The sequence below is a fragment of the Actinokineospora sp. PR83 genome, from assembly GCF_021056305.1.
Taxonomy (GTDB): domain Bacteria; phylum Actinomycetota; class Actinomycetes; order Mycobacteriales; family Pseudonocardiaceae; genus Actinokineospora; species Actinokineospora spheciospongiae.
On record NZ_JAJCXD010000078.1, the window covers coordinates 60,194 to 82,040 of the forward strand.

Sequence of the window (21,847 nt, forward strand, 5' to 3'; positions counted from 1 at the left end):
TCGGTGTCGTGCCCGGCCGACCAGGAGGTCAAGAAGGACGCCCGGTTCACCTGCGACGTGACCATCGGCGGCGAGAAGAAGACGGTCAACATCACCGTGCGCTCCGACGAGGGCGAATACGAGGTCGCCCCACCGTCCGACGGCTGAGCGGTTCTTCCCACCGAGGGCGCGCGACCGGAATTCCGGTCGCGCGCCCTCGGCGCGTCCGGGCAGGATCGGGGGCGTGACTGACGTGGAGATCCGCACCCTGGCCGACGACGATCTGCGCACGGCGCAGAACCTGTTCATGCGGTCGCTGCACCGGCCGCCGACGACCGACGAGCAGTGGGAGCTGGTGGGGCAGTCGTTCGAACCGGGGCGCACCTGGGGGGCGTTCGCGGGCGACGTGCTGGCCGGGACGGCGCTGTCGTGGGGCTCGCGGCTGCGGGTGCCCGGCGGGCAGTTGCGCGGGTTGGCGGCGGTGACCAGGGTCGGGGTGCGGGCGGACCACCGGCGGCGCGGGGTGCTGACCGGGTTGATGCGCGCGCAGCTCGCGGAGGTGGCCGCGCGGGGCGAGGTGTTCGCCGGGCTGCGCGCCACCGAACCGGTGATCTACGGGCGGTTCGGGTACGGGGTGTCCACCCGGCTCCACACGGTCACTGTGGCGCGCGACCGGGCGGTGTTCCACCCGGACCTGCCCGCGACCGGCGAGGTGCGGCTGCTCGACACCGACCGGGCACTGGAGGTGCTGCCCGGCCTCTACGAGCGGATCGGCCGGGCGCGGGTGGGGTCGATGTCCCGACCGGACGCCCTGTGGCGCACCAGCTTGGGGTGGCCCATCGGCACCGGTCGCGACCCCCGGATCGCGGTGCACACCGGCCCGGACGGGGACGAGGGGTACGCGGTGTTCACCGCCCGCCGCCCCGACGGACCGGGCAACGCCACCCTGGAGGTCGACGACCTGGTGGGGTCGAGCCCGGCGGCGGTGGTGGCCCTGTGGCGCTTCCTGCTCTCGATCGACCTGGTCGACGAGGTCAAGGTCCTGTCGCGCCCGGTGGACGAGCCGGTGGAGGCCATGTTCGTCGACCAGCGGGCGGTGCGCGAGGTCGTCCCCATGAACGACCTGTGGCTGCGCGTGGTCGACGTGCCCGAGGCCCTGGCCGCCCGCTCGTGGGGAGGCCCTCTGACCCTGGAAGTCCGCGACGCACTCCTGCCCGACAACACCGGCGTCTACCGGGTGTCGGAGTCCGGTGTGGAGCGGGTGGACGCCGAGCCGGAGCTGTCGGTGGACGTGGACGTGTTGGCGCAGCTCTACTTCGGCCGGTGGTCGGTGTCCGCCCTGGCCGGCGTCAACCGCCTCCGAGTGGCCAATTCGGAAGCGGCGGCTCGCGCCGACGCCGCGTTCGCCCTGCCCGCAACGGCGTGGACCGGCACGTTCTTCTGAGGCGCGGGCCTGCCTCCCGGGGACCGGGAGGCAGGCACTGTCCACTCGGGCTCTACTTGACGGCGACGATCCACAAGTTCGTCGGTTCCACGGACATCACCGCCCGGTCGACACCGCTCTGCAACGCCGTGGGCGGGGTGACGGAGAACTGGTCTTCGAGGCGAACGACCTCGATGCCGCCGTTGGTGTGGGTGACCGTGGCGTAGGCCGCCCCGATGGCGACGGCCCGCACGTTGGCGCCGAACGTCGCGGGCATCGGCCGGGTCGCGGCGGTCGAGACGTCCCACACGAAGGCGTGACCGTCCGCGGACATGGCGATGTGGGACGTCCACCCGGCGGCGACGGCGGTGATCGGCAGGCCCGTGGTGTTCGGCACCGAGCTCCACCCGTTGTAGAGCCAGTCGACGACCGTCCCGTCGTTCTTGACCATCAGCAGGTGGTGGAAGCCCGCCGAGATGGCTTTGACGTTGCTGACGGACGGCGCAGTGGTGCCCTGGCCCCACGTCACGACGGTGCCGTTGGACTTGAGCGCGGCGCTGAACTGGGCACCCGCCGCGATCGCCACGACCCCGGACGTGGCAGCGACGGGCACGGTGGCCTCGCCAGCCGTGTTGTTGCCCCAGGCGATCACCCCGCCGTTCTTGAGCGCCAAGCTGTGTCCGAAGCCCGCGGCCACCTTGGTCACCCCGGTGGTGGCCGCCGCGGGCACGGTGCTCTCACCTGCGTAGTTGCGTCCCCACGCGAGGACACCGCCGTTCTTCACCGCCAATGCGTGGTAGTAGCCCGCCGAGATGTCAGTGGCGCCCGCGAACAAGGCCGAGGGCACGTTCGCCTGCCCGTAGGTGTTGTCCCCGGCCCAACTGACGGTGTAGCCGGTGTAGGCGTGCGCGACACCCGGTGCGAGCAGCGCGGAGGCCAGCACCGCACCGGTCGCGGTCAGTGCGGCGCGGCGGGTCAGTCGGGCGAAGCGGGTTCTGGGCAGGCCGAAGCCGCCCTCAGTTCTCGACATGTGATGCCCCAGAGTGGATGCGCGCCCAATCCCCAGTGATGGGCGCTCGCCCGAGCCAATCTAGCCATCCACCGAATCCGCGCACTCCACTGAACAGGTGAGCTTCGGGTGAAGCCGACCGGTCGCCGAACCTCGCTGTCTACTGTGGAGTGATTGCCTTCAGTAGGCGGTCCACCGCGCTGCCCAGGCCCCAGCGCTCCTGCAACGCCCGGACCCGGTCCACGTCCGCCACCGCGTGCGGCAGCACCGGGTCGCCGGTGCGGGCGCACTCGGCGTCGGTGGCGACCGCGACCACCACGGGGGCCTTGGTCAGGTAGTCGGCGTCGCGTTCGAGGGCGGTGCGGACCCGGGGTGGCACGTCCTTCGAACCCGCGGCCGCGGCGTCGACGAGGGCCTGGAGGCTGCCGAACCGGGTGATCAGCTTCGCGGCGGTCTTCTCGCCGATGCCGGTGATGCCGGGCAGGCCGTCGGACGGGTCGCCGCGCAGGACGGCCATGTCGGCGTAGGCGGGGCCGTGGGCGGGCAGGCCGTAGCGGGCGGCGAGTTCCGCCGGGCCGATGACCTCGGCCTTCGACCAGCCGCGGCCGACGTAGACCACCCGGACCGGGGTGGGGGTGTCGCGGACGCACTGGAACAGGTCGCGGTCGCCGGTGATGATCTCCACCGGGGCGTCGGCCTCGGCGTGGGCGAGGGTGCCGATGACGTCGTCGGCCTCGTAGCCCGCGGCCTCGGCGGTGGCGATGCCCAGGGCGTCGAGCAGGTCCAGGATGATCGGGACCTGCGGGGTCAGCGTGTCGGGCACCTCTTCGGCGTTGGCGGCCGGGTCGGCCACCCGCTGCGCCTTGTAGCTGGGGATCGCCGCCACCCGGAAGGCCGGGCGCCAGTCCGCGTCCAGGCACGCCACCAGCCGCGACGGGCGCCGCTCGGTCACGACCTGGGCGATCATCCCGGCGAAGCCGCGCACCGCGTTGACCGGCACGCCGTCGGGGGAGGTCATCGACTCCGGCAGGGCGTAGAACGACCGGAAGTACAGGCTCGCCGAGTCCAGCAGCACGAGGGGTCCACTCACGCGGCGAGCCTCCCACACCGGTCCGACAACCGGTGTGGACGGACCTCGACGCCGCCGGTGTCCGGCGCCCGGGTGGGTGTGCTCGGCCGGGCCGCCGGTTCTCGGGGGTGGCCGAGCCGGTGATTCGGTGGCTGTGTCGGGGGCGGCCGTCGTGCCGGTGGGGCAGCTTCCGGTGTCCTGTGGCAGGCGGGGTTCAGGGTGGTGGGCCGGGTCCGCGGGGTGGCCCTAGGCTTGGCGGCATGTCGAGTGCCGAGCTGTTGCGGGGCCGCCTGGACCGGGCCCGGGTCGCCGCCACCGAGGCCGGGGTGGGGGCGCTGGTGATCGCCCCGGGGTCGGACCTGCGGTACCTGCTCGGCGGGACCGTGGTGTCCCACGAGCGCTTCACCGGTCTGGTCCTGCCCGCCGAGGGGGAGCCGGTGCTGGTGGTGCCCAAGCTGGAGGCCGCCGGTTACGACCCCTACGACCTGCCCGGTCTCGGTGTCGACACCGCCACCTGGGTCGACGGGGAGGACCCGTACGCCCTCGTCGCCCGCCTGGTCGGGGCGCCGGGGGCGGTGGCCGTCGGCGACATGCTGCCCGCTGTGCACGTGCTGGGGTTGCGCGGTGCCCTGCCCGGTGCCGAGCAGGCGTTGGCGGGGCCGGTGCTGCGGGGGCTGCGGATGCGCAAGGACGCGGCCGAGGTCGAGCAGCTGCGGCGGGCCGGGGCGGCCATCGACCGGGTGCACGCCCGGATGGGGGAGTGGCTGCGCGCCGGGCGCACCGAGGCCGAGGTGGCCGCCGACATCGGGGCCGCGATCGTCGCCGAGGGGCACGCGAGCGCGGAGTTCGTCATCGTCGGGTCCGGGCCCAACGGCGCCAGTCCGCACCACGAGGTGTCCGACCGGGTGATCACCGCCGGGGACGTGGTGGTGGTCGACATCGGTGGGCCGCTGCCCAGCGGGTACTGCTCCGACAGCACCCGCACCTACGCCGTCGGTGAGCCGCGCGACGCCGATGTGGCCGAGTCCTACGAGGTGCTGCGGCGGGCCCAGGCGGCTTCGGTGGCCTCGGTGCGGCCGGGGGTCAGCGCCGAGTCCGTCGACGCCGCCGGTCGCGAGGTGCTCGCCGACGCGGGGCTCGGGGAGTTCTTCATCCACCGCACGGGGCACGGCATCGGCCTCGACGTGCACGAGCACCCCTACATCGTGGCGGGCAACGAGTTGGTGCTGGAGCCGGGGATGGCGTTCAGCGTGGAGCCCGGGGTGTACCTGCCGGGGCGGTGGGGTGCGCGGATCGAGGACATCGTGGTCGTCACCGACACCGGCGTGGAACCGCTCAACACCCGTCCGCACGAGCTGGTGGTGCTGGGCTGATGGCCGAGTTGGAACCGCTGGACAAGGCGATCGCCCGCGAGCTGGCCGCCGACGGCCGGTGCAGCTTCACCGACCTCGCCGAGCGCGTGGGCCTGAGCGTGTCCGCGGTGCACCAGCGGGTCCGCAGGCTCGAACAGCGCGCGGTCATCCGCGGCTACAGCGCCCGCCTGGACAGCCACGCCATCGGCCTGCCGCTGACCGCCCTCATCTCCCTGACCCCGATCGACCCGGCCGCCCCCGACGACTACCCGCAGCGCCTGGAGCACATCCCCGAGATCGAGTCCTGCTACTCGGTGGCGGGCGACGAGTCCTACGTGCTGCTGGTGCGGGTGGCGACCCCGGCGGACCTGGAGGAGCTGCTTCGCAAGATCCGCGAATCGGCAAAGGTATCGACCCGGACGACCGTCGTGCTGTCCACCCCGTACGAGGGGCGTTCACCCGCGCTGTAGGCGGAACGTGGCTATTGTCAGCCCCGCAACGGGTGACACGGTGCCCGTGCGGGTGAAACCGGCTCGTTCGTACAGGGTGATCGCCGGGGTGTTGGCCGCTCCGGTGAACACGACCACGTCACCGGTGGTGCGTTCCAGCAGGGCGGTCAGCAGGGCGCGGGCCAGCCCGCGGCGGAACCAGCCGGGGTCCACGCACAACCGGTCCACGTCGACCACACCGTCGTCGGAGTAGGCCAGGAACGCCACCGGCTCGGGTGCCGCGACCCCCAGCCACCGCAGCGGCAGCGCCCGCATCCGCGCCACCGACTCGCCCAGCGCCGGGATGCCGTCGAACCCGATCAGGTCCGCCTCCACCCGGTAGGCCCGCAACCCCACGGCGTGCACCCGCGCGGCGACCCGGTCGTCGCGCAGGTCCAGCTCGACGACCCGCACACCGCTGTCCGTCACACCGCTGTGTATACCGTGGGCGGTGTGCTCGTGTGGATCAACGGCCCGTTCGGCGGCGGCAAGACCCAGACCGCGCACCACCTGCGCCACCGCCTGCCCGGCGCGGCCGTGTGCGACCCGGAGGAGGTCGGCTTCGGCCTGCACCGGATGACCCCCCGCCGGTTGCGCGGCGACTTCCAGGACTACCCCGGATCGGCGCGAGGGCTGACCCGCCGTCACGGCGCGGCGATGAATCCGCCTCGCCCCGGCAGTCTCACCGGGCAACGACCACAAGGAGAACCCGTGACCGCCAACCCCCTCTGGGCGCTGATCCACGCCGAACGCGCCGCCCTCGCCGCCGACCTGGCCCACCTGGGCGACGAGCAGTGGCGAACCCCGTCGCTGTGCACCGGTCTGAGCGTGCGGGAAGTCCTCGCCCACCTCACCGCCGGGGCGAGCCTGAACGGGCCCCGCTGGCTCGCGGGTGTCATCCGCTGCCGCTTCGACTTCGACCGCCAAGTCGCCCTGCGCCTGGCCGAACACCTCGGCGCCACCCCCGCCGACACCCTCGCCCGCTTCCGGGCCGTCACCACCAGCACCACCAAACCCCCGCTCCCGGTGCCCGCCATGCTCGGCGAGACCGTCGTCCACGGCGCGGACATCCGCCGCCCCCTCGGCCTGCGCCACCCCCACCCGATCGACACCCTCACCGCGGTGGCCGACCACTACGCCCGCACGGACCAGGTGGTCCTCGCCAAGGGCCGCATCACCGGCCTGCGCCTCACCGCCACCGACGGCCCGTTCACCACCGGCACCGGCGCCCACGTCACCGGCCCCACCCTCGCCCTCGTCATGGCCATGACCGGCCGCGCCGCCTTCTGCGACGACCTCGACGGCGACGGCGTCCCCACCCTCCGGGAACGCTGCCCCACTACCGGCTGAGCGGTCCCGACACCGCCACGCCCGCGGGGGTGAACCGCAGTCGGTACACCGCGGGCATCGGCATCGCCCGGCTGAACTCCCAGTCCACCCCGGCCACCCCGAACCCCACCAGCGCCCGCGCCACGAAGGTCCCGTGGCTGCCCACGACCACGGTCGCACCCGCGTGCCGACCGGCCAGGGCCACCAGCGCCGCCGTGGCCCGCTCGGTGAGCTGCGCCAGGCTCTCCCCACCCGGGCGGGCGAACCGCGGATCGGCCCAGCTCGCGGCGTAGTGGCGGGCGTAGTCCGGCGTCGGCTCCAGCCCGGAGTCCCACTCCCGCAGCGCCGGGTCGGTCCGCACGCCCACCCCCACCGCCCGCGCCAGCGGCTCCACCGTCTGCCGCGCCCGCAGGTACGGGCTGGAGACGACCACCACCGCCCCGCTCAGCGCCAACTCACCGACGAGCCGCCCGGCCCGCGCCGACCCCGCCGCGGTCAACGGCCGCCGGAACTCGTCCGGTCCACCCGCGCGCGGCACCACCGACTCCGCGTGCCGGACCAACACCACCTCGCACCGCACGAAACCACCACATCACACCGACACCCGGCTCCGCCGCTCCACCGCCACCGACACGGCGGCCACCGCCAGACCCGCCACGCTGAGTGCCACCCCCACCCACGCGGTCGAGGCGTACCCCCACCCGGCCGCGATCGCCAGACCACCCAGCCACGCCCCCGCGCCGTTGGCCACGTTGAGCGCCGAGTGGTTCGACGACGACGCCAGCGACGGCGCGTCCGGGGAGGCGTCCATCAGCCGCACCTGCAACGCCGAGGCCAGCAGTTGCGAGACGAACCCGATCAGGAACACCGACGCGAACTCCAGCACCGGCACCGAGGCCGTCAGGCCCAACAGGACCAGCACCGCGGTCATCGCCCCGAGCGAGCCGAACACCGCGCCCATCACCGACCGGTCGACGAAGCGGCCGCCGATGGTGGCGCCCAGGGTCATGCCCAGGCCGAACACCGCCAGCACCCACGGCACCGCCCCCGCGGCCAACCCGGCCACCTCGGTGGTCAACGGGGAGACGTAGGAGTACACCGCGAACATGCCACCGAAGCCGACCATGCCGGTGACCAGGGCGAACCACACCTGCGGGCGGCGGAACGCCCGCAGCTCCGCGGCCACCCCGGCGTCGCGCGGGGCAGGGGTGTGCGGCAGCTTGCGCCACAACGCCACCGCCGTGGCGACCGCGATCACCGCCACCGCCAGGTACACCGCCCGCCACCCGATCCGCTGCCCGGCCGCGGTGGCCACCGGGACGCCGATCAGGTTGGCCACGGTCAAGCCGATCATGATCCGGGCGACCGCCGTACCCCGCCGCTGCGGTGGCACCAGGGAACTGGCCACCACCGCGGCGATCCCGAAGTAGGCGCCGTGCGGCAGACCCGCGAGGAACCGCGCCGCCAACAACGAGGTCGGGTCCCAGGCGATCGCGGAGAGCCCGTTGCCCACGGCGAGCCCGAGCACCAGCACGATCAGCAGCCCCTTGCGCGGCAGCTTGGCCCCCAGCCCCGCGATGAGCGGCGCCCCGACCACCACCCCCAGCGCGTAGAGGCTGATCGCGTGCCCGGCGGAGGGGATGGAGATGCCGAACGTGTCGGCCATCTGCGGCAGCAGGCCCATGGTGGCGAACTCGGTCGTCCCGATCCCGAACCCACCCAACCCCAGCGCCACCATCGCCGCCGCGACACCCCGCCTGCTCAACGCGGGCTCCTCGGCCACCACCGCCATGCACCGCTCCTCACCCGGTCCGAACCTCAACTGAACCGATCCTACCTGCGGTTTTGGTGAATTTCCGGTGCCGCTGCTCACAGCCTGCCCCCGGCTCGGGGCAGAACCACCCCTTACACCGCCAGTCCGGCCAACCGCCGCCCCAACCCGCCTGCCCACCACCCCGAACCCCACCGGCACAGCCGCCGACCACTCGGCGAACCGCAGGCCGGAGACCACCGACAAAATCCCGGGCTCGAAGACCGGGCGGGTTCACCGGCTCCAAGACCGCCGCCGCCGTCTGGACGCGGGTCAGCGCCAGCGGAAGCGGTCGATGAGAGCGGCAGCGGCTGGTACCCGGGACAACGCGGAGCACAGGCCGAAACCGAGCGCACCGCCTGCTGTGTTGAAGATCAGGTCGTTCACGTCGGCCACGTGACCGCCGCCCAGGAGGTTCCGGGTGACCAGTTGGGTCAGTTCGATCACCAGGCTGAACGCCGCTGCCACGGCCACCACGCGCCACCACGGAGCCTTGGCCACGAGCAGCGGCACGAGCACCCCGATGGGTACGAAGACCAGGATGTTCGTTACCGCGTCGCCGACCTCGTAGTTCGCGAACGGCACGAGGTAGACCTTCCACAGCGCGCTGCGGGCGGGCTTGTCCAGGAAGATCGGGAACACCGTGTTCGCGACGACTCCGGCGGCGTACACGCAGAGCGCGAGAGCGACGGCGGCACGTGGTGCCGAGAGGCGGTCACGGCTGTGCAGGTACCACAGCAGGATCAGGAAGACCGCTGCCGCGACGGGAACCACCACCGGAAGCACCGGGACCTCGCGGAACACTTCGCACCGCTTCCTTCCGCGAGTCGCAGCGCAGGACCTCGTCAACGCCTTCCCGGCACATCTTGTACCAGGCCACGCGCACCCACGCGGTGGGGGCCTGCTGCTCTTGCCGCAGGTGTCTCCACCGCGCGCGATCAGGGGCAGATCACCGCCAAGGCCGACGAGGACGACAGCCCACGGCCCGACCGCAGGTCACCCGGGTCAGGAAGCCACCACCAGCCGGTAGCCCACGTCGAGCCGCTCCCGGCCGAGCAAGTCCGCGTGCCTGCGGTGCCAGGCACCCGACCGGAGATCCCCGGCCAACCGAGCCACCCCAGCCGCCACCACCCCCGACGGCAGCCTCGCGATCCCCGACATCCCCGCCCGCACCCGCTCGTCCAGATAAGCCTCCGGCCGCCGCCAGTACGCCGCCAGGAACCCGTCCGAGCAGTCCCACGGCACCTCGACCGGCCGCACCTCCACCGCACCCCCGAACCCGGCGACGACCGCGTCCACCGTCGCCAGCCCGCGTTCGCGCTCGGCGACCTGCGGGAAGTACTCCGCGATCACCCACTGCCGGGCCATCACCTCGACGTCCCAGGTCAACACCACCTGCCGCCGCGACACCCGGCGCAGCTCGGCCAGTCCGGCCGCCAGGTCCCGCCAGTGGTGCACGGTCAGCAGTGCCATCGCCGCGTCGAACCCGCCCCGCACCGGCAGTGCCTCCGCCGCCCCGCGCACGACCGGCGCCGCCCCGCTCGCCCGCTGCCGCACCATGACCGCCGACGGCTCCACGGCCAGCACCGCCCGGTCCGCGGGTTCGTAGGAACCGGTGCCCGCGCCGACGTTCAGCACGCTCCGCGCGTCTCCCAGTGCCGCCCACACCGCCCGCGCGATCCGCGGGTCCGGTCGTCGCACAGTGGAGTAGCCCAAGCCCAGTTCGCGATAGGGGTCCATGCGTTCGAGACTAGCCACTGACCGGTCAAAACCTGGTGGGCGCCGGGTGCAGGTGGCCGTCCGCGCCGGACAGGCAGGCCGCGGCGCGGTCGGTGGTGCGCAGGAACTCGCCCAGGCAGCGGCCGAACTCGGCGTGCCCGGCGGCGTTGGGGTGGAACGACTCCTGCAACGCGTGCCCGGCGCGGTCGTCGTGTTGCAGGTCCGACCAGCGCACGGCCAGGCGGGCGAACCACTCCTGCTTGGGGTCGGTGCGCGAGCACGCCTCGCGGCCCACCCCCGCCCGGGACAGGTCCAGGAAGCGGGCGTCGGCCTCCCTGGCCACGCGGCGCACGCCCTCGGTGATCACCGGCACCGCTGTCTCGCTGACCCACCGCAGGTCCTCGGCGCGCAGGGGGCACCCGTTGAGGTTGAGCAGTTCCGGTCGGGCACCGGGGGCCACCGGGGCGGCGTAGGACTGGAGCACGAGGGCGTAGTCGGTGGGCTGGTAACCGGCGTCGAGCATGACCGAGCGGATGTCGGCGAGGGCGCGGGTGGCCTTGGTGACCATCCGGTCCACTTTGGATTGCCAGTCGTCGTTCGTGGTGGCGCAGCCGGGTTTTCCGCGGTCGAACCAGGCTTGCACGCAGCCGTCGAGGACGTGGGAGAAGCCGGGGTCGTCGTTGGCGCCGACCGCGACCTGGACGGCCACGACCCGCTTGTCCCTGGCGACGGCGCGCAGCCGCTGCGCCTGCGACCCCTCGGTGTACTGCTCGGTGTCGCCCAGGCCCACCTGCGCCGACGGCGCCCCGGAGCAGGCCAGGTTGACCGCCTCCACCACGTCGGTCAGGCCGGTGCGGTGGATGGAGGCGTTCGCCGAGCGGTGGCACCAGTCGCCGTCCTCGCCGTCGGTGCCCTCCTCGTAGTCCCCGGCGCCCTCGCCGGAGACGGTGCTGTCGCCCATCGCCACGACCACCCGGGGGGCGCCGTCTGGCGGGCGGGGCGCGGGTGGGTCGTCGGGACCGCCGACCACCAGGAAGGAGCCCACGAGCAGGACAACCAGCAGCAGCACGGAGATGTGCCATCGGTACCGTCGCATCGCCGACGATCCTACGGGCAGGGGGTCACCCGGTCGGGGTGAGCCGACCGTCGACGAGGGCCAGGCGGCGGTCGGCGATCGCGTGCACCAGGTCGTGGTGGGTGGCGATCAGGACGGCCGCGCCCTCGGACGCCGTACGGCGCAACCGGCCCAGGACCGCCGGGACGCTGCCGTGGTCGAGGTGCGCGGTGGGTTCGTCGGCCAGCAGGACCCGGGGACGGATCGACACCGCGCGGGCCAGCGCCGCCCGCTGCTGCTGGCCGTAGGACACCTCCGGCGGGTAGCGGTCGGCCAGCTCGCCGATCCCCAGCTCCGCCAGCAGCTCGGCCACCCGGTCGTCCACACCGGCCCGCCGCGCCAACCGCAGCGGCAGCGCCACGTTCTCCGCCAGCGTCAGCTCGTGCGCCAGCCCCATCGCCTGCGGCAGCACCGCGCAGTCGCCCCACGCGGGCACCGCGGGCAGCGGGGCGCCGCCCACCGACACCGTGCCCGCGTCCGGCCGGTCGAAACCGCACAGCAGCGCGAACAGCGCGCTCTTGCCCGAACCCGAACGCCCTGAGACCGTCACGACTTCACCCGCGGCGACGTCGAGGTCCACCCCGCGCAGCACCTCGACGGCGCCCTCGGGGTGGTCGTAGGAGCGGGTCACCCCGCGGGCGGACAGGACCGGGCTCATCCGACGACCTCCCCCTCGCGCAGCCGGACCACCCGGTCGGCGCGGTCGACCAGCTCGCTGTCGTGCGAGGCCGCCACCACCGGCACACCCCGCGCGGCCAACCCGGTCAGCACGTCCAGCACCAGCAGCGCCGACGCCGCGTCCAACTGCGACGTCGGCTCGTCGGCCAGCACCACCGACGGCGAGCGGGCCAGCGCGCAGCCGAACGCCAACCGCTGCTGTTGTCCCCCCGACAACGCGTCCACCCGCCACGACTGCGTGCCCGGGATGCCCAGCCATTCCAGCACACCCAGGTCCGCCTCCCGCCCCGCCGACTCGGCCGCGGCGCGCAGGTTGCCGCCCACGCTCAGGTGGCCGATCAGGTTGTCCGGTGGGGCCTGGAACACCATCGCGACCCGGTCGCGCCGCAGTGCGCGGCGGCGCTTGTGGGTCAGACCGCCCACGTCCGCGCCGTCGAGGGCCACCGTGCCCGCGGTCGGCCGTTCGATCAGGCCCAGCACCCGCAGCAGCGTCGACTTGCCCGACCCCGACGGTCCCGCCAGCACGGTGATCCCCGAGGCGGGCACGTCGAAGCTCACCCCGCGCACGGCCGAGACCACCCCCGCCGGGGTGCGGTAGTCCACGCCCACCCCGCGCACCTCGTACAGCTCAGCCACGGATCAGCTCCCCGACTCGGGCGGTGGTCACCGACCGCACCGCCGACAGGCAGATCAACCCCACCACCGCCACCGCGGCCCCCGCCGTCACCCCGACCAGCCCCAGCAGGTCCGGCGCCGACGCGACCGGCCGCAGCCACGGCGACGGGTCCAGCAGCGGCGCCGCGACCGCCGCGCACACCCAGCCCGCCGCGCTGCCCGCCAGCACCGACACCCCCGCCAGCGACCCCAGCTCCAGCAGGTGGCTCAGCACCAGCGCGCCGCGGCGCAGCCCCATCCGCGTGGCCAGCGCCCCGGCCAGCGCGTTCTGCCGCCTGCGCACCTCCACCGCCAGCACCAGCGCCGCCGCGGCCACCACGGCCAGCACGGACCCCAGGGCGGTGACGAAGTCGAACGTCCAGGTCACGGTGAGGAACGGCAGCCCGTCGAGCGCCCCGGCCCGGCCACGCGGGTTGAAGAAGTCGATCCCGGCCGCGCCCAGCCCGGCGGTCAGCCGCTGTACCGGCTCGGCCGACCACGCCTGCCACACCGCGACGTCGCGCGGGTCGGGCACCGAGGTCACCACGTAGCCGATCCCGGAGCCGATCAGCGGGAACGACGCGGCCTCGGCCACGGTCCGCACCCGACCCACCCACGGCAGCTCCACCGACCCGCCCGGCGCGGTGCCCACCCGCATGGCCTGCCCCGGCCGCAGTTCCGCCAGCGCCGCGGCCACCCGGCCCGCGTCCCGGTCGCCCAGCCAGGCGCCCCGGGTGAACGTCGCCGGGTCCACCACCAGCACCGTCGTCTGCTTCGACTTCACCACCCCGACCACGGTCGCGTGCTCGGCCAGGTCGGCGGGCAGCCCCGCCTCGACCGCCCGGCGCGGGATCTGCGCCACCGACTCCGCGCCCACGAACAGGCCCGACTTGGTCTGCAACGCCTCGTCCTGCGCGTCGGCGACCCCCACCCCGACGGTCAGCGTGCCGACCGCGAGCACCCCCACCAGCAGGATGCCCACCGCCGACCCGGCCGCGGCGGCCAACCGGCGCACCGCAAGCTGCGCCGCGGGCACCCGCCACCACCGCGCCCGGTGCGCCGCGGCCAGCCCCCAGCGCGCCAGCCGCACCGTCACCAGCGCCACCGTCAGCACCACCAGCAGCGGAAAAGCCAACCCCGCCGCCTCCGCCGTCCTGGGCAGCGGCTGCGCGAACGCCAGCTCCACCGGCTGCGACCGCACCCGCGCCCAGGTCAGGTACGCCGCCACGGCGGCCAGCAGCTCCCACGGCACCCACCGCAGCACCCGCGCCCGGTTCCGGCCGCCCGGGGCCTGCAACGTCCGGTGCACCCACACCCCAGTCACCACCGCCACCACGGCCAGCGAGGCCAGGAACACGCCCGCCGCCAGCAGCAGCGCGGTCCCCACCGTCCCGTCGTTGAGCAGCGGCGACGGCGCGTACGCGGGCAGCGCCACCCCGGCCAGGGCGAACCCGGCCACCGTGCCCACCAGCAGCGGTGCGGCCAGCTCCAGCACCGCCCGACCGCCCAGCGCCGCCGGTCCCGCCCCGCGCGCCCACAGCAGCCGCAGTTCCGCTTGCCTGCGCTGGCACCACTGCCCGGTCACCGCCGCCACCCCGGCCAACCCGACCAGCAGCGAGATCACCGTCAGCGGCAGCACGGCCGACCACACCGTCGTCGACGCCTTCCCGGCCACCTCCACCGGCTTGGCGAGGTAGTTCGACCCGACCACGCTCTGCCCGATGCCCTCGGCCTTGAGCGCGCCCTTGACTCGGGAGATCAGGTCCGCGCCCACCGCGACCACGGACGCGGCGTCGTCGACCGTCCCCGGGACCGGGCGGGGGAACCGCACCGACAGCGCCGCACCCTCGCCCGCGTGTTCCCGGTCGAGGTAGGCGGCGAACCGGGCGCGGTCGGGGAACCAGATCGGCGCCGCCGTCGCCCCCTCGGTGGCCAGCGGGTTGGGCACGATCCGCTGCCGCTCGGAGCACCAGTAGCCCGACACCGGGTCGGCCACGTCGGCGTAGATGGCCGTGACTGGCGGCAGCGTGCCGCCCAAGCCGCGCGAGCCGAGGGTGATCCCGCCCGCGTCCGCCACGCTCCGCGGCACCCACAGCCCATCGCGCGACCCGCCCTCCAGCACGGTCACGTTGTCCATGGCCCCGTCCCGGTAGCCGAACCGCGACCACGGGTGCTTGCCGTCGAAGTCGTTCTGCCGCACCGAGGAGTACAGCGCCACCAGCGGTGTGCCCGCGCCCGCCGCCCGCGCCTGCTCGCCGACCACGTCGACGACCCGCCCGGCCTCCGCGGCGGTCAACCCGCCGCCGTCGAACACCGCCGACACGGTCTGCGGGCACAACCGGCCCACCTGGTAGCCGATCGCCGCGTTGCCCGCCGAGTCCGCGTGCAGCACCGCGGCCGCGCCCACGAAGCTCAGCAGCAGCCCGGCCACCACGGCCACCAGCACGGTCAGCGGGCTCGACCCGGCCGCCCTGGGCGCCGCCCTCCACGGGAACTGCATGGCCGGACGCTATCCGTTCGCCGCGGGCGGGTTCAGCGGGTCAGCAGGTCCCGCAACGCCTTCGTGACCTCGCCCGGTGCCTCCTCGGCCATGAAGTGCCCGCGGGTGGTGGTCTCGTGCACCAGGTCCGGTGCCCACGCCGCCCACACCGCCCGCGCGTCGTACCCGAGGGCGGCGCCCCAGTCCTGCTGCACCACGGTGACCGGCATGCGCAGGGTGTTGCCCGCGTCGCGGTCGGCGCGGTCGTGCTCGACGTCGACCCCGGCCGAGGCCCGGTAGTCGGCGACGATCGAGGGGACCGCGGCGCGGCACGAGTGCAGGTAGTGCTCGCGCACGTCGGCGGGGATGGCTGCCGGGTCCACCGACCAGGCGTCGAGGAAGTGGCCGAAGAACACGTCCGGCGCGGCGGAGATCATCGCCTCCGGCAACCCCGGGGGCTGGGCCATCAGGTAGAGGTGGAACGCCACGGCCGCGCTGACGCCGTGCAGCACGTCCCAGGTGTCCAGGGTGGGCACCACGTCCAGGGCGGCCAGGTGCGACACGGCGTCCGGGTGGTCCAGCCCGGCGCGCACCGCCACCAGCGCGCCGCGGTCGTGCCCGGCGAGGGCGAACCGGTCGTGGCCCAGTACTCGGGCGGCGGTGACGACGTCGGCGGCCATCACGCGCTTGGCGTAGCCGTCGGCGGGTTTGTCGCTGTCGCCGTAGCCGCGCAGGTCCAGGCAGACCACGGTGTGGTCGGCGGCGAGGTCGGTGGCCACGTGCCGCCACATCACGTGCGTCTGCGGGAAGCCGTGCAGCAGCACGACGGGCGAACCTGCGCCCGCCGTGGCCGCGTTGAGGGTGACGCCGTCGGCGACGGTCACCCGCTGGTAGTCGAATCCGGGGATCTCCACGCCGCCGAGGGTGCGCGGCGGCGATCAGCAACCGATCAGCAGCGGACTACAGTGCGGTGCCGATGGGCTCGCCGGTGCGGTTCCGGGTGCTCGGCCCCCTGGTGGCCGAGGCCCCGCACCCGCTCGACCTCAGAGGACCCCGCCACCGCGCCGTCCTCGCGCGACTGCTGATCGCGCGCGGTCGCGTCGTCCCCACCGCCGTGCTCATCGACGACCTGTGGGAGAACCCGCCCGACGGTGCCCTGGGCGCGGTGCAGACCTTCGTCGCAGCCCTGCGCCGCGCCCTCGAACCCGACCGCCCGCCCCGCACCCCACCCCGGCTGCTGGTCACCGAGGGCCCCGGCTACGCCCTGCGCCCGGACGCGGGCGCGGTCGACGCCTGGTGCTTCGAGGCCGAGGTCACCGGCGCCCCCGAGCTGTCCAGGGTGGACGCCGCCCTCGCCCGGTGGCGCGGCCCCGCCTACGCCGACTTCGCCGACGCGTTCTGGGCCCGCGCCGAGGTGTCCCGCCTGGACGAACTGCGGCTCCTGGCCCGCGAACGCCGCGCCGAGGCCCTGCTGGCCCTGGGCCGCCCCGAGGAGGTCGTCCCCGACCTCACCGCCCACACCGACACCCACCCCTGGCGCGAACACGCCTGGCACCTGCTCGCCCTGGCCCTCTACCGGACCCACCGCCAGGGCGACGCCCTCGCCACCCTCCGCCGCGCCCGCGCCACCCTCGCCGCCGACCTCGGCGTGGACCCCGGCCCGGCCCTGCGCACCCTGGAAGCCGACGTCCTCGCCCACGCCCCCCACCTCGACGCCCCCGCGCGCACCGCTCCGCGCTCCACGGCGGCGGCCCTGGTCGGGCGGGACGAGGACGCGGCGCGGCTGCTGGCGGCGGCCGACCGGGCCGTGGCCGAGCGGCGGACCGTGTTCGCCCTGCTCACCGGGGACAGCGGCATCGGCAAGACCGCCCTCGCCGAATCGGTCACCGCCGCCCTGGCCGGGCGCGGCTGGACCACCGCCTGGGGCGCCAACCCACCCGAGACCGGGCTCCCGCCCGCCTGGCCCTGGACGCGCATCCTGGCCGCCCTCGGGATCACCCCGCCCGACGCGGAGAGCCCGTTCGCCTGGCGGCGCGCGGTCGTCGACCGGCTCGCGGACCGGGCGCCGCTGGTGCTCGTGCTCGACGACCTGCACCGGGCGGGGGAGGACACGCTGGCGGTGCTGGGCACCCTGGCCGCCGACCCGCCCGCCGCGCCCGTCCTGCTCATCGCCGCGCACCGGGAGCGGCCGGAGTCGCTCACCGGGTTCCTCGGGCAGGTGGCCGGGACCGAGCCGGTGCGGGTCCACCTCACCGGCGTCCCCGTCGAGGCCACCACCGACCTCGTCCGCGCCGCCACCGGCGCCGGGGTCGACCCGGGCACCGCGGCGGCCCTGCACCGACGCGCCGGGGGCAACCCGTTCTTCCTGCGCGAACTGGCCCGCCTGCACGCCGAGGGCGGTGACCTCGACGGGGTGCCGCCCGGCGTGCGCGACGTCGTCCTGGCCCGGCTCGCCGCCCTGCCCGAACCGGTCCGCCGGGTCCTGCGGCACGCCGCGGTCCTCGGCGCCGACCTCGACCTGCTCGACGACGACCCCGACCTCCTCGAACCCCTGGCCGCCGCCACCGCCGCGGGCTTCCTCACCGACACCGGCCCCGCCCACCGCTTCACCCACGACCTGATCCGCGACGCGGTCTCGGAGTCCCTGCCCGGCCCGCGCCGCGCCCGCCTGCACGCCGACACCGCCGCCCGCCTCGAACGCCTGCGGCCCGACGCTGTCGACGCCCTCGCCCACCACCACCTGCACACCGGGACGGCCGAGTCCGCCGCGCGGGCGGTCGGGTACGCGCGGACCGCCGCCGAGAACGCCGAGCGCGCGTTCGCCCCGCACCAGGCCGCCCGGCTGTGGCGCACGGCGCTCACCGCCCACGACCGCGCAGGCACCGGCGACCCGCGCACCCGCCTCGACCTGGTCATGGGCCACGTCCGCGCCCTCGCCTACACCGGCGACCTCGACCGGGCCCGGCGCGAGCGCGCCACCGCCCTCGCCGACGCCGAGCGGCTGGGCGACCCCGCGCTGACCGCCCGCGTGCTGGGCTCCTTCACCGTCCCCGCCCTCTGGACCGACCCCGACGACCCCGAACTGTCCCGGCAGGTCGTGGCGGTCACCGAACGCACCCTCGCCGCGCTGCCCGCCGGTCCCGGCCCGGAGCGGGCCCGGCTGCTGGCCACGCTCGCCCTGGAACTGCGCAATACCGACACCCCGCGCGCCGCCCGGGCCACCAGGGAAGCCGAGGCCACCGCCCCCGACGACCCGGAACTGCGCGACCTGATCCGCAACGCCCGGGTGCTGACCCACTTCGACCGGGCCGGGCTCGCCGCCGACCGCGCCCGCCTGGCCGCTGACCTCGTCGGCTCCGCCCAGGTCGGCCACCGCATCCTCGGGCACCTCGTCGCCGTGCAGGCGCACAGCGCCCTCGCCGACCTCAGCACCGCAGGCAGGCACGCCGACGCCGCCGACCGACTCGCTGCCGACCACGGCATCCCGCTCGTCGCGGTGTTCACCGACTTCCACCGCGCCCTGCGCCTGGCCATCACCGGCGGCGACGCCGAACCCGCCTACCGGGCCGCCGCCGCCCGCCTCCCCGGCACCGGCATGACCGGCCTGGCCGACGGCCTCCTCGACCTGGCCCTGCTCTGCGACCGCCTCCAGCGCGGCCTCCCCGCCCGCGACGGCCACTTCGGCCAGCACGAACCCTGGTGCCGCCCCCTGTTCACCGCACCGGACGACCTCCCGCCCGACCCGCCGCACGACCTGCTCCTGGAGGCGCGCACCTGCCTCCAGGCCCGCACCGCCCTCGGCCGCGGCGACCGGCCCGCCGTCGAGCGCCTGCACGACGCCCTGCTGCCCGCCGCCGACGAACTCGCCGGGGCGGGCAGCGGCCTGATCACCCTCGGCCCGGTCGCGGCCCACCTCGCCGACCTCGCCGCCGCCCTCGGCCGCACCCGGCAGGCCACCGAGCACCGGGAGCGGGCGCTCGCCGTCGCGGAGAAAGCGGGCTCACCGCACGGGATCGCCCTACAGCGGGCGGCGCTCCATCCGCGGCTCGGCCAGGTCCAGGGCGCTGACCGGCAGCTCCGCCACCCGCGCCGTCGGCGCTGACACGCCCGCCCAGCGCAGCAGCGTCGCGGTGGAGGCGTCGCGGTCGGCGGGGGACAGGGCGGCGATGTTGGCACCGTGGTTGGCGCCCGGCGCGGTGTAGGAGTACGAGTCGCGGCGGCTGGGGAAGAACGGCTCCGCGCCCCACGGGTCGTTCGCGCCGTAGACGAACAGCATCTCACTGGCCCGCGTGCGCACCCAGGCGTCCACGTCGAGCATCGGCAGCGGGTTGTGCCGCGAGCGCAGCGACGGCGGCAGGTTCGAGTTGGCCTGGTAGAAGTCCCGGTAGTGGGTCAGCCCGCGCAGGTGCTCGAACCGCAGCGACGGCCAGCCAAGCTGGGTCGCGGCCTGGTAGTAGTACGGCGAGTACGGGGTGACGCCCTGGTCGGTGTAGAAGGAGAACCCGGCCACGCCGTCGATGAACGCGTACAGCTCGTCCGTGGTGGCGGTCCTGGCGGGAACCGAGGCGCAGTCGGCGACGGTGGAGTACTGCCAGAACGCCCACACCGTGTCGAGCACGGTCATCTCGTAGGCCTTGTCGATCGAACCCAGGACCTGGTCGAAGGTCCAGCCACCGGCGTCGGCCGCGGCCTGGTACCTGGCCAGCATCTCCGGCCTGCGCAGCAGCGCCTCGCGCTGCACGTCGTCCAGCTTCGCCCGGCACTCGGGGGTGCCGACGGTGTCGAAGAACCGGTCGTAGGCGGAGTCCAGGTCGTTCAGCCGGTCGTTGGGGGCGACGTAGGCGACCACGCCGTCCACGTCGGAGGGGTAGAAGCGGCGGTGGTAGACCGAGGTCATGCCGCCCTTGCTGGCCCCCGTGGAGATCCACTTCGCCGAGTAGATCGGCTCCAGCGCGGCCACGATCCGGTGGTGGTCGGTGGCGGCCTGCCAGATGTTCAGGTCGTCCCAATCAGCGGGGGAGGGGCGCGAGGGGCTGAAGAACCGCTGCTCCACCGAGATCTGGTTGCCGTCGACCAGCCGGGTCGGCTCCGAGCGGAACGCCGTCGCGGGCATGTTGTAACCGGTGGTGTGCAGCACCATCGGCCGCGCGGTGTCGCGGTGCAGCAACTGGAACCGCTGCTCGAACGTCGCCCCGCGCGGCGCCCGGTGGTCCACCGGCTGCGTGATCGCCACCAGGAAGAACCGGTACCCGGCAGGCGGCGTCGGCGACTCCACCACCGTCAACCCCGGCACCGCCCGCAACCGATCGGCGACGTCCACCGTCGGAGCCGCCACCGCGGGCACCGACACCAACCCGAACACCGCCAGAACCCCGGCGACCAGCGCCACCAACCGACCGCGCACGAGCGCCCCCTCGTCCTCGGAGCCACCGGACGGCGACCACCGCGGCGATCCTCACCCGTTCACAGGCATTAACAACAGCCCCCATTCCGCCCAATCCGCCCGACCCGCGACCGCGGAGCCGGGCACCGCGCCGGTCGAGGACGGCGTCCGGAACCCGGGTGCGGCCCGCCTGCCGGGTCAGCGGTCCAGGTCGGCCAGTATCGCCTCGCCCTTGGTCAGCCAGGCGAGGCCGAAGGCGAGGATGGCGGCCGTCTCCAACCACAGGGCCGGGTGCAGGGACCCGGGGATGCCCAGGGGACCGGAGAGCACGATCAGCAGCAGGCTCCCGACGATCACCAGGCCGCAGGTGAGGTACACGCGGTTGCGGGCGAGCTTGCGGCGAGTGGGGTCGGGGTCGTCGGACTTGCGGAACAGGACGAGGCAGAAGTACGCCAGGGCGAGGAAGAAGACACCCGCGAACACCAGGTGCAGCACCCCGACGACACGATCGGACCCGACCGGGTCCGACGGGGTGGTGGGGAACAGCGCGACACCGACGGCAGCCACGGCGGCGACATTGCTCACCAGGTCGTCGACGCGCCCGTAGCCGCGGTAGGAGAGCAGGAAGACGCCGACCGCGCACATGCTCCCGACCCAGACATCCCGAAGGGAACCGTGGTAGTAGCCACTGATGGAACTGAGCAGCCCACCGTCGACGATCACGCCCCCGACGATGAGCACCAGGGGCAGCGCCAAGCCGATGACGCCGATCGCGCGGCGCAGGAACAGGTAGGAGTGTGTGAGGGTATCCCGCATGGCCGCCTCCTGGGTCCGCGGAGTGGGTGCGGGTAAGAGCAAACCACGGCGGATCGCCGGGTCACACCGCCGGACGGTTCGGTTGTGCGGACCGGTGGAACGACAACCGGCTGCCGAGCCGCTGGGGGAGTGCTCCCGACAGGATCGCGAAGGCCGGGTCCCGGACCAACCACAGGAGTTTGTGCCGCTGACCGCTTGCCATGACCACCTTGAGCCCGTGGGCGGTCCGCCCCCGGAACAGGGTCGCGCTGTCCACTTCCCCGAACGCGATGACCTTGTTCGTCCGGTGCTCGGCGAGCACCCGCCCATGATCGAGGTCACCCACCGGCACGACGGGCAACGGGTCCGACACCGACGGCCCGTACCCGTTGGCCCGGCTGGCGTTGAGGCTCAAGCGTCGCCGGACCAGCTCGGTGGGCGAGAGCCACAGCTCACCGTGGATCCAGTCGGCCCAGCCCGTCGTGCAGCTCCGGCTGATCAGCTGCGAGGAACCCTCCATGGCCGCAGCCCAACCCCCACCCCGCCACGACTACTGTCTGTCCTGT

21 protein-coding genes are annotated in these 21,847 nt (G+C 74.4%); 6 read left to right on the forward strand and 15 right to left on the reverse strand.

Annotated features, from left to right (window positions below):
* Positions 1 to 3 precede the first annotated feature (3 nt).
* Positions 4 to 147 carry a DUF4333 domain-containing protein gene (locus L6E12_RS25355; RefSeq protein ID WP_236230499.1) on the forward strand — a complete coding sequence of 48 codons (144 nt, stop codon included), beginning with the start codon at positions 4 to 6 and terminating at the stop codon, positions 145 to 147.
* Between the two features lie 76 nt (positions 148 to 223).
* On the forward strand, positions 224 to 1,423 hold the full coding sequence (locus L6E12_RS25360; protein WP_236230423.1) for a GNAT family N-acetyltransferase: 1,200 nt from the start codon (positions 224 to 226) through the stop codon (positions 1,421 to 1,423).
* A gap of 52 nt (positions 1,424 to 1,475) precedes the next feature.
* Here the strand turns inward: L6E12_RS25360 and L6E12_RS25365 are convergent, their stop codons facing one another.
* Positions 1,476 to 2,432, reverse strand: coding sequence for a hypothetical protein (locus tag L6E12_RS25365; RefSeq protein ID WP_236230424.1), 957 nt, complete (start codon positions 2,430 to 2,432; stop codon positions 1,476 to 1,478).
* 139 nt (positions 2,433 to 2,571) lie between these two features.
* The gene (locus L6E12_RS25370; RefSeq protein WP_236230425.1) at positions 2,572 to 3,501 is read right to left on the reverse strand and encodes a 5'-3' exonuclease; all 930 of its coding nucleotides are present in this window, start codon (positions 3,499 to 3,501) and stop codon (positions 2,572 to 2,574) included.
* A gap of 239 nt (positions 3,502 to 3,740) precedes the next feature.
* Here L6E12_RS25370 and L6E12_RS25375 point away from each other — a divergent pair, with 239 nt between their 5' ends.
* Complete coding sequence (locus tag L6E12_RS25375) at positions 3,741 to 4,853, forward strand: Xaa-Pro peptidase family protein (RefSeq protein WP_236230426.1); 1,113 nt, start codon at positions 3,741 to 3,743, stop codon at positions 4,851 to 4,853.
* Positions 4,853 to 5,302 carry an Lrp/AsnC family transcriptional regulator gene (locus tag L6E12_RS25380; RefSeq protein ID WP_304523913.1) on the forward strand — a complete coding sequence of 150 codons (450 nt, stop codon included), beginning with the start codon at positions 4,853 to 4,855 and terminating at the stop codon, positions 5,300 to 5,302. The genes L6E12_RS25375 and L6E12_RS25380 overlap by 1 nt, the downstream gene beginning before the upstream one ends.
* On the opposite strand, the gene L6E12_RS25385 is transcribed toward L6E12_RS25380, so the two are convergent.
* Complete coding sequence (locus L6E12_RS25385) at positions 5,288 to 5,749, reverse strand: GNAT family N-acetyltransferase (RefSeq protein WP_236230427.1); 462 nt, start codon at positions 5,747 to 5,749, stop codon at positions 5,288 to 5,290. The genes L6E12_RS25380 and L6E12_RS25385 overlap by 15 nt on opposite strands.
* 24 nt (positions 5,750 to 5,773) lie before the next feature.
* On the opposite strand from L6E12_RS25385, the gene L6E12_RS25390 reads away from it, so the two are divergent.
* Positions 5,774 to 6,670, forward strand: coding sequence for a maleylpyruvate isomerase family mycothiol-dependent enzyme (locus L6E12_RS25390; protein WP_308075266.1), 897 nt, complete (start codon positions 5,774 to 5,776; stop codon positions 6,668 to 6,670).
* Here the strand turns inward: L6E12_RS25390 and L6E12_RS25395 are convergent.
* The 9 genes from L6E12_RS25395 to L6E12_RS25435 form a co-directional block, all read right to left on the reverse strand.
* The gene (locus L6E12_RS25395; RefSeq protein WP_236230428.1) at positions 6,660 to 7,229 is read right to left on the reverse strand and encodes a histidine phosphatase family protein; all 570 of its coding nucleotides are present in this window, start codon (positions 7,227 to 7,229) and stop codon (positions 6,660 to 6,662) included. The genes L6E12_RS25390 and L6E12_RS25395 overlap by 11 nt on opposite strands.
* Before the next feature lie 12 nt (positions 7,230 to 7,241).
* Entirely contained in the window at positions 7,242 to 8,441 is a 1,200-nt protein-coding gene (locus tag L6E12_RS25400; protein ID WP_236230429.1) for an MFS transporter, read from the reverse strand.
* A 291-nt stretch (positions 8,442 to 8,732) separates the two neighbouring features.
* Positions 8,733 to 9,263 (reverse strand): VanZ family protein, encoded by a 531-nt coding sequence (locus tag L6E12_RS25405; RefSeq protein WP_236230430.1) that lies wholly within the window; start codon positions 9,261 to 9,263, stop codon positions 8,733 to 8,735.
* 201 nt (positions 9,264 to 9,464) lie between these two features.
* Complete coding sequence (locus tag L6E12_RS25410) at positions 9,465 to 10,199, reverse strand: class I SAM-dependent methyltransferase (RefSeq protein ID WP_236230431.1); 735 nt, start codon at positions 10,197 to 10,199, stop codon at positions 9,465 to 9,467.
* 25 nt (positions 10,200 to 10,224) lie between these two features.
* A complete protein-coding gene (locus tag L6E12_RS25415; RefSeq protein WP_236230432.1) occupies positions 10,225 to 11,274 on the reverse strand; it encodes a GDSL-type esterase/lipase family protein in 1,050 nt (349 codons plus the stop codon).
* Between the two features lie 25 nt (positions 11,275 to 11,299).
* Entirely contained in the window at positions 11,300 to 11,950 is a 651-nt protein-coding gene (locus L6E12_RS25420) for an ABC transporter ATP-binding protein (protein ID WP_236230433.1), read from the reverse strand.
* Complete coding sequence (locus L6E12_RS25425; RefSeq protein ID WP_236230434.1) at positions 11,947 to 12,606, reverse strand: ABC transporter ATP-binding protein; 660 nt, start codon at positions 12,604 to 12,606, stop codon at positions 11,947 to 11,949. The genes L6E12_RS25420 and L6E12_RS25425 overlap by 4 nt, the downstream gene beginning before the upstream one ends.
* Positions 12,599 to 15,124, reverse strand: coding sequence for an ABC transporter permease (locus tag L6E12_RS25430; protein WP_236230435.1), 2,526 nt, complete (start codon positions 15,122 to 15,124; stop codon positions 12,599 to 12,601). The genes L6E12_RS25425 and L6E12_RS25430 overlap by 8 nt, the downstream gene beginning before the upstream one ends.
* Before the next feature lie 32 nt (positions 15,125 to 15,156).
* Positions 15,157 to 16,017 carry an alpha/beta fold hydrolase gene (locus L6E12_RS25435; protein WP_236230436.1) on the reverse strand — a complete coding sequence of 287 codons (861 nt, stop codon included), beginning with the start codon at positions 16,015 to 16,017 and terminating at the stop codon, positions 15,157 to 15,159.
* 62 nt (positions 16,018 to 16,079) lie between these two features.
* On the opposite strand from L6E12_RS25435, the gene L6E12_RS25440 reads away from it, so the two are divergent.
* Positions 16,080 to 19,205, forward strand: a complete 3,126-nt coding sequence (locus L6E12_RS25440) for a BTAD domain-containing putative transcriptional regulator (RefSeq protein WP_236230437.1) — start codon at positions 16,080 to 16,082, stop codon at positions 19,203 to 19,205.
* On the opposite strand, the gene L6E12_RS25445 is transcribed toward L6E12_RS25440, so the two are convergent.
* The 3 genes from L6E12_RS25445 to L6E12_RS25455 all read right to left on the reverse strand — a co-directional run bounded on the left by L6E12_RS25445 (position 19,122) and on the right by L6E12_RS25455 (position 21,801).
* Positions 19,122 to 20,507 carry a S28 family serine protease gene (locus tag L6E12_RS25445; RefSeq protein ID WP_236230438.1) on the reverse strand — a complete coding sequence of 462 codons (1,386 nt, stop codon included), beginning with the start codon at positions 20,505 to 20,507 and terminating at the stop codon, positions 19,122 to 19,124. The two genes, L6E12_RS25440 and L6E12_RS25445, sit on opposite strands and share 84 nt — an antisense overlap.
* Before the next feature lie 177 nt (positions 20,508 to 20,684).
* Positions 20,685 to 21,302 (reverse strand): DUF998 domain-containing protein, encoded by a 618-nt coding sequence (locus L6E12_RS25450; RefSeq protein ID WP_236230439.1) that lies wholly within the window; start codon positions 21,300 to 21,302, stop codon positions 20,685 to 20,687.
* A 61-nt stretch (positions 21,303 to 21,363) separates the two neighbouring features.
* Positions 21,364 to 21,801, reverse strand: a complete 438-nt coding sequence (locus tag L6E12_RS25455; protein WP_236230440.1) for a hypothetical protein — start codon at positions 21,799 to 21,801, stop codon at positions 21,364 to 21,366.
* Between the last annotated feature and the right edge of the window lie 46 nt (positions 21,802 to 21,847).

Excerpts from the sequence above, each read along its gene's own strand:
- L6E12_RS25415 (WP_236230432.1), bottom strand. The coding sequence starts at position 11,274 with ATGCGACGGTACCGATGGCACATCTCCGTGCTGCTGCTGGTTGTCCTG.
- L6E12_RS25380 (WP_304523913.1), top strand. The coding sequence starts at position 4,853 with ATGGCCGAGTTGGAACCGCTGGACAAGGCGATCGCCCGCGAGCTGGCC.
- L6E12_RS25455 (WP_236230440.1), bottom strand. The coding sequence starts at position 21,801 with ATGGAGGGTTCCTCGCAGCTGATCAGCCGGAGCTGCACGACGGGCTGG.
- L6E12_RS25420 (WP_236230433.1), bottom strand. The coding sequence starts at position 11,950 with ATGAGCCCGGTCCTGTCCGCCCGCGGGGTGACCCGCTCCTACGACCAC.
- L6E12_RS25410 (WP_236230431.1), bottom strand. The coding sequence starts at position 10,199 with ATGGACCCCTATCGCGAACTGGGCTTGGGCTACTCCACTGTGCGACGA.
- L6E12_RS25440 (WP_236230437.1), top strand. The coding sequence starts at position 16,080 with ATGGGCTCGCCGGTGCGGTTCCGGGTGCTCGGCCCCCTGGTGGCCGAG.
- L6E12_RS25400 (WP_236230429.1), bottom strand. The coding sequence starts at position 8,441 with ATGGCGGTGGTGGCCGAGGAGCCCGCGTTGAGCAGGCGGGGTGTCGCG.
- L6E12_RS25365 (WP_236230424.1), bottom strand. The coding sequence starts at position 2,432 with ATGTCGAGAACTGAGGGCGGCTTCGGCCTGCCCAGAACCCGCTTCGCC.
- L6E12_RS25430 (WP_236230435.1), bottom strand. The coding sequence starts at position 15,124 with ATGCAGTTCCCGTGGAGGGCGGCGCCCAGGGCGGCCGGGTCGAGCCCG.
- L6E12_RS25375 (WP_236230426.1), top strand. The coding sequence starts at position 3,741 with ATGTCGAGTGCCGAGCTGTTGCGGGGCCGCCTGGACCGGGCCCGGGTC.
- L6E12_RS25450 (WP_236230439.1), bottom strand. The coding sequence starts at position 21,302 with ATGCGGGATACCCTCACACACTCCTACCTGTTCCTGCGCCGCGCGATC.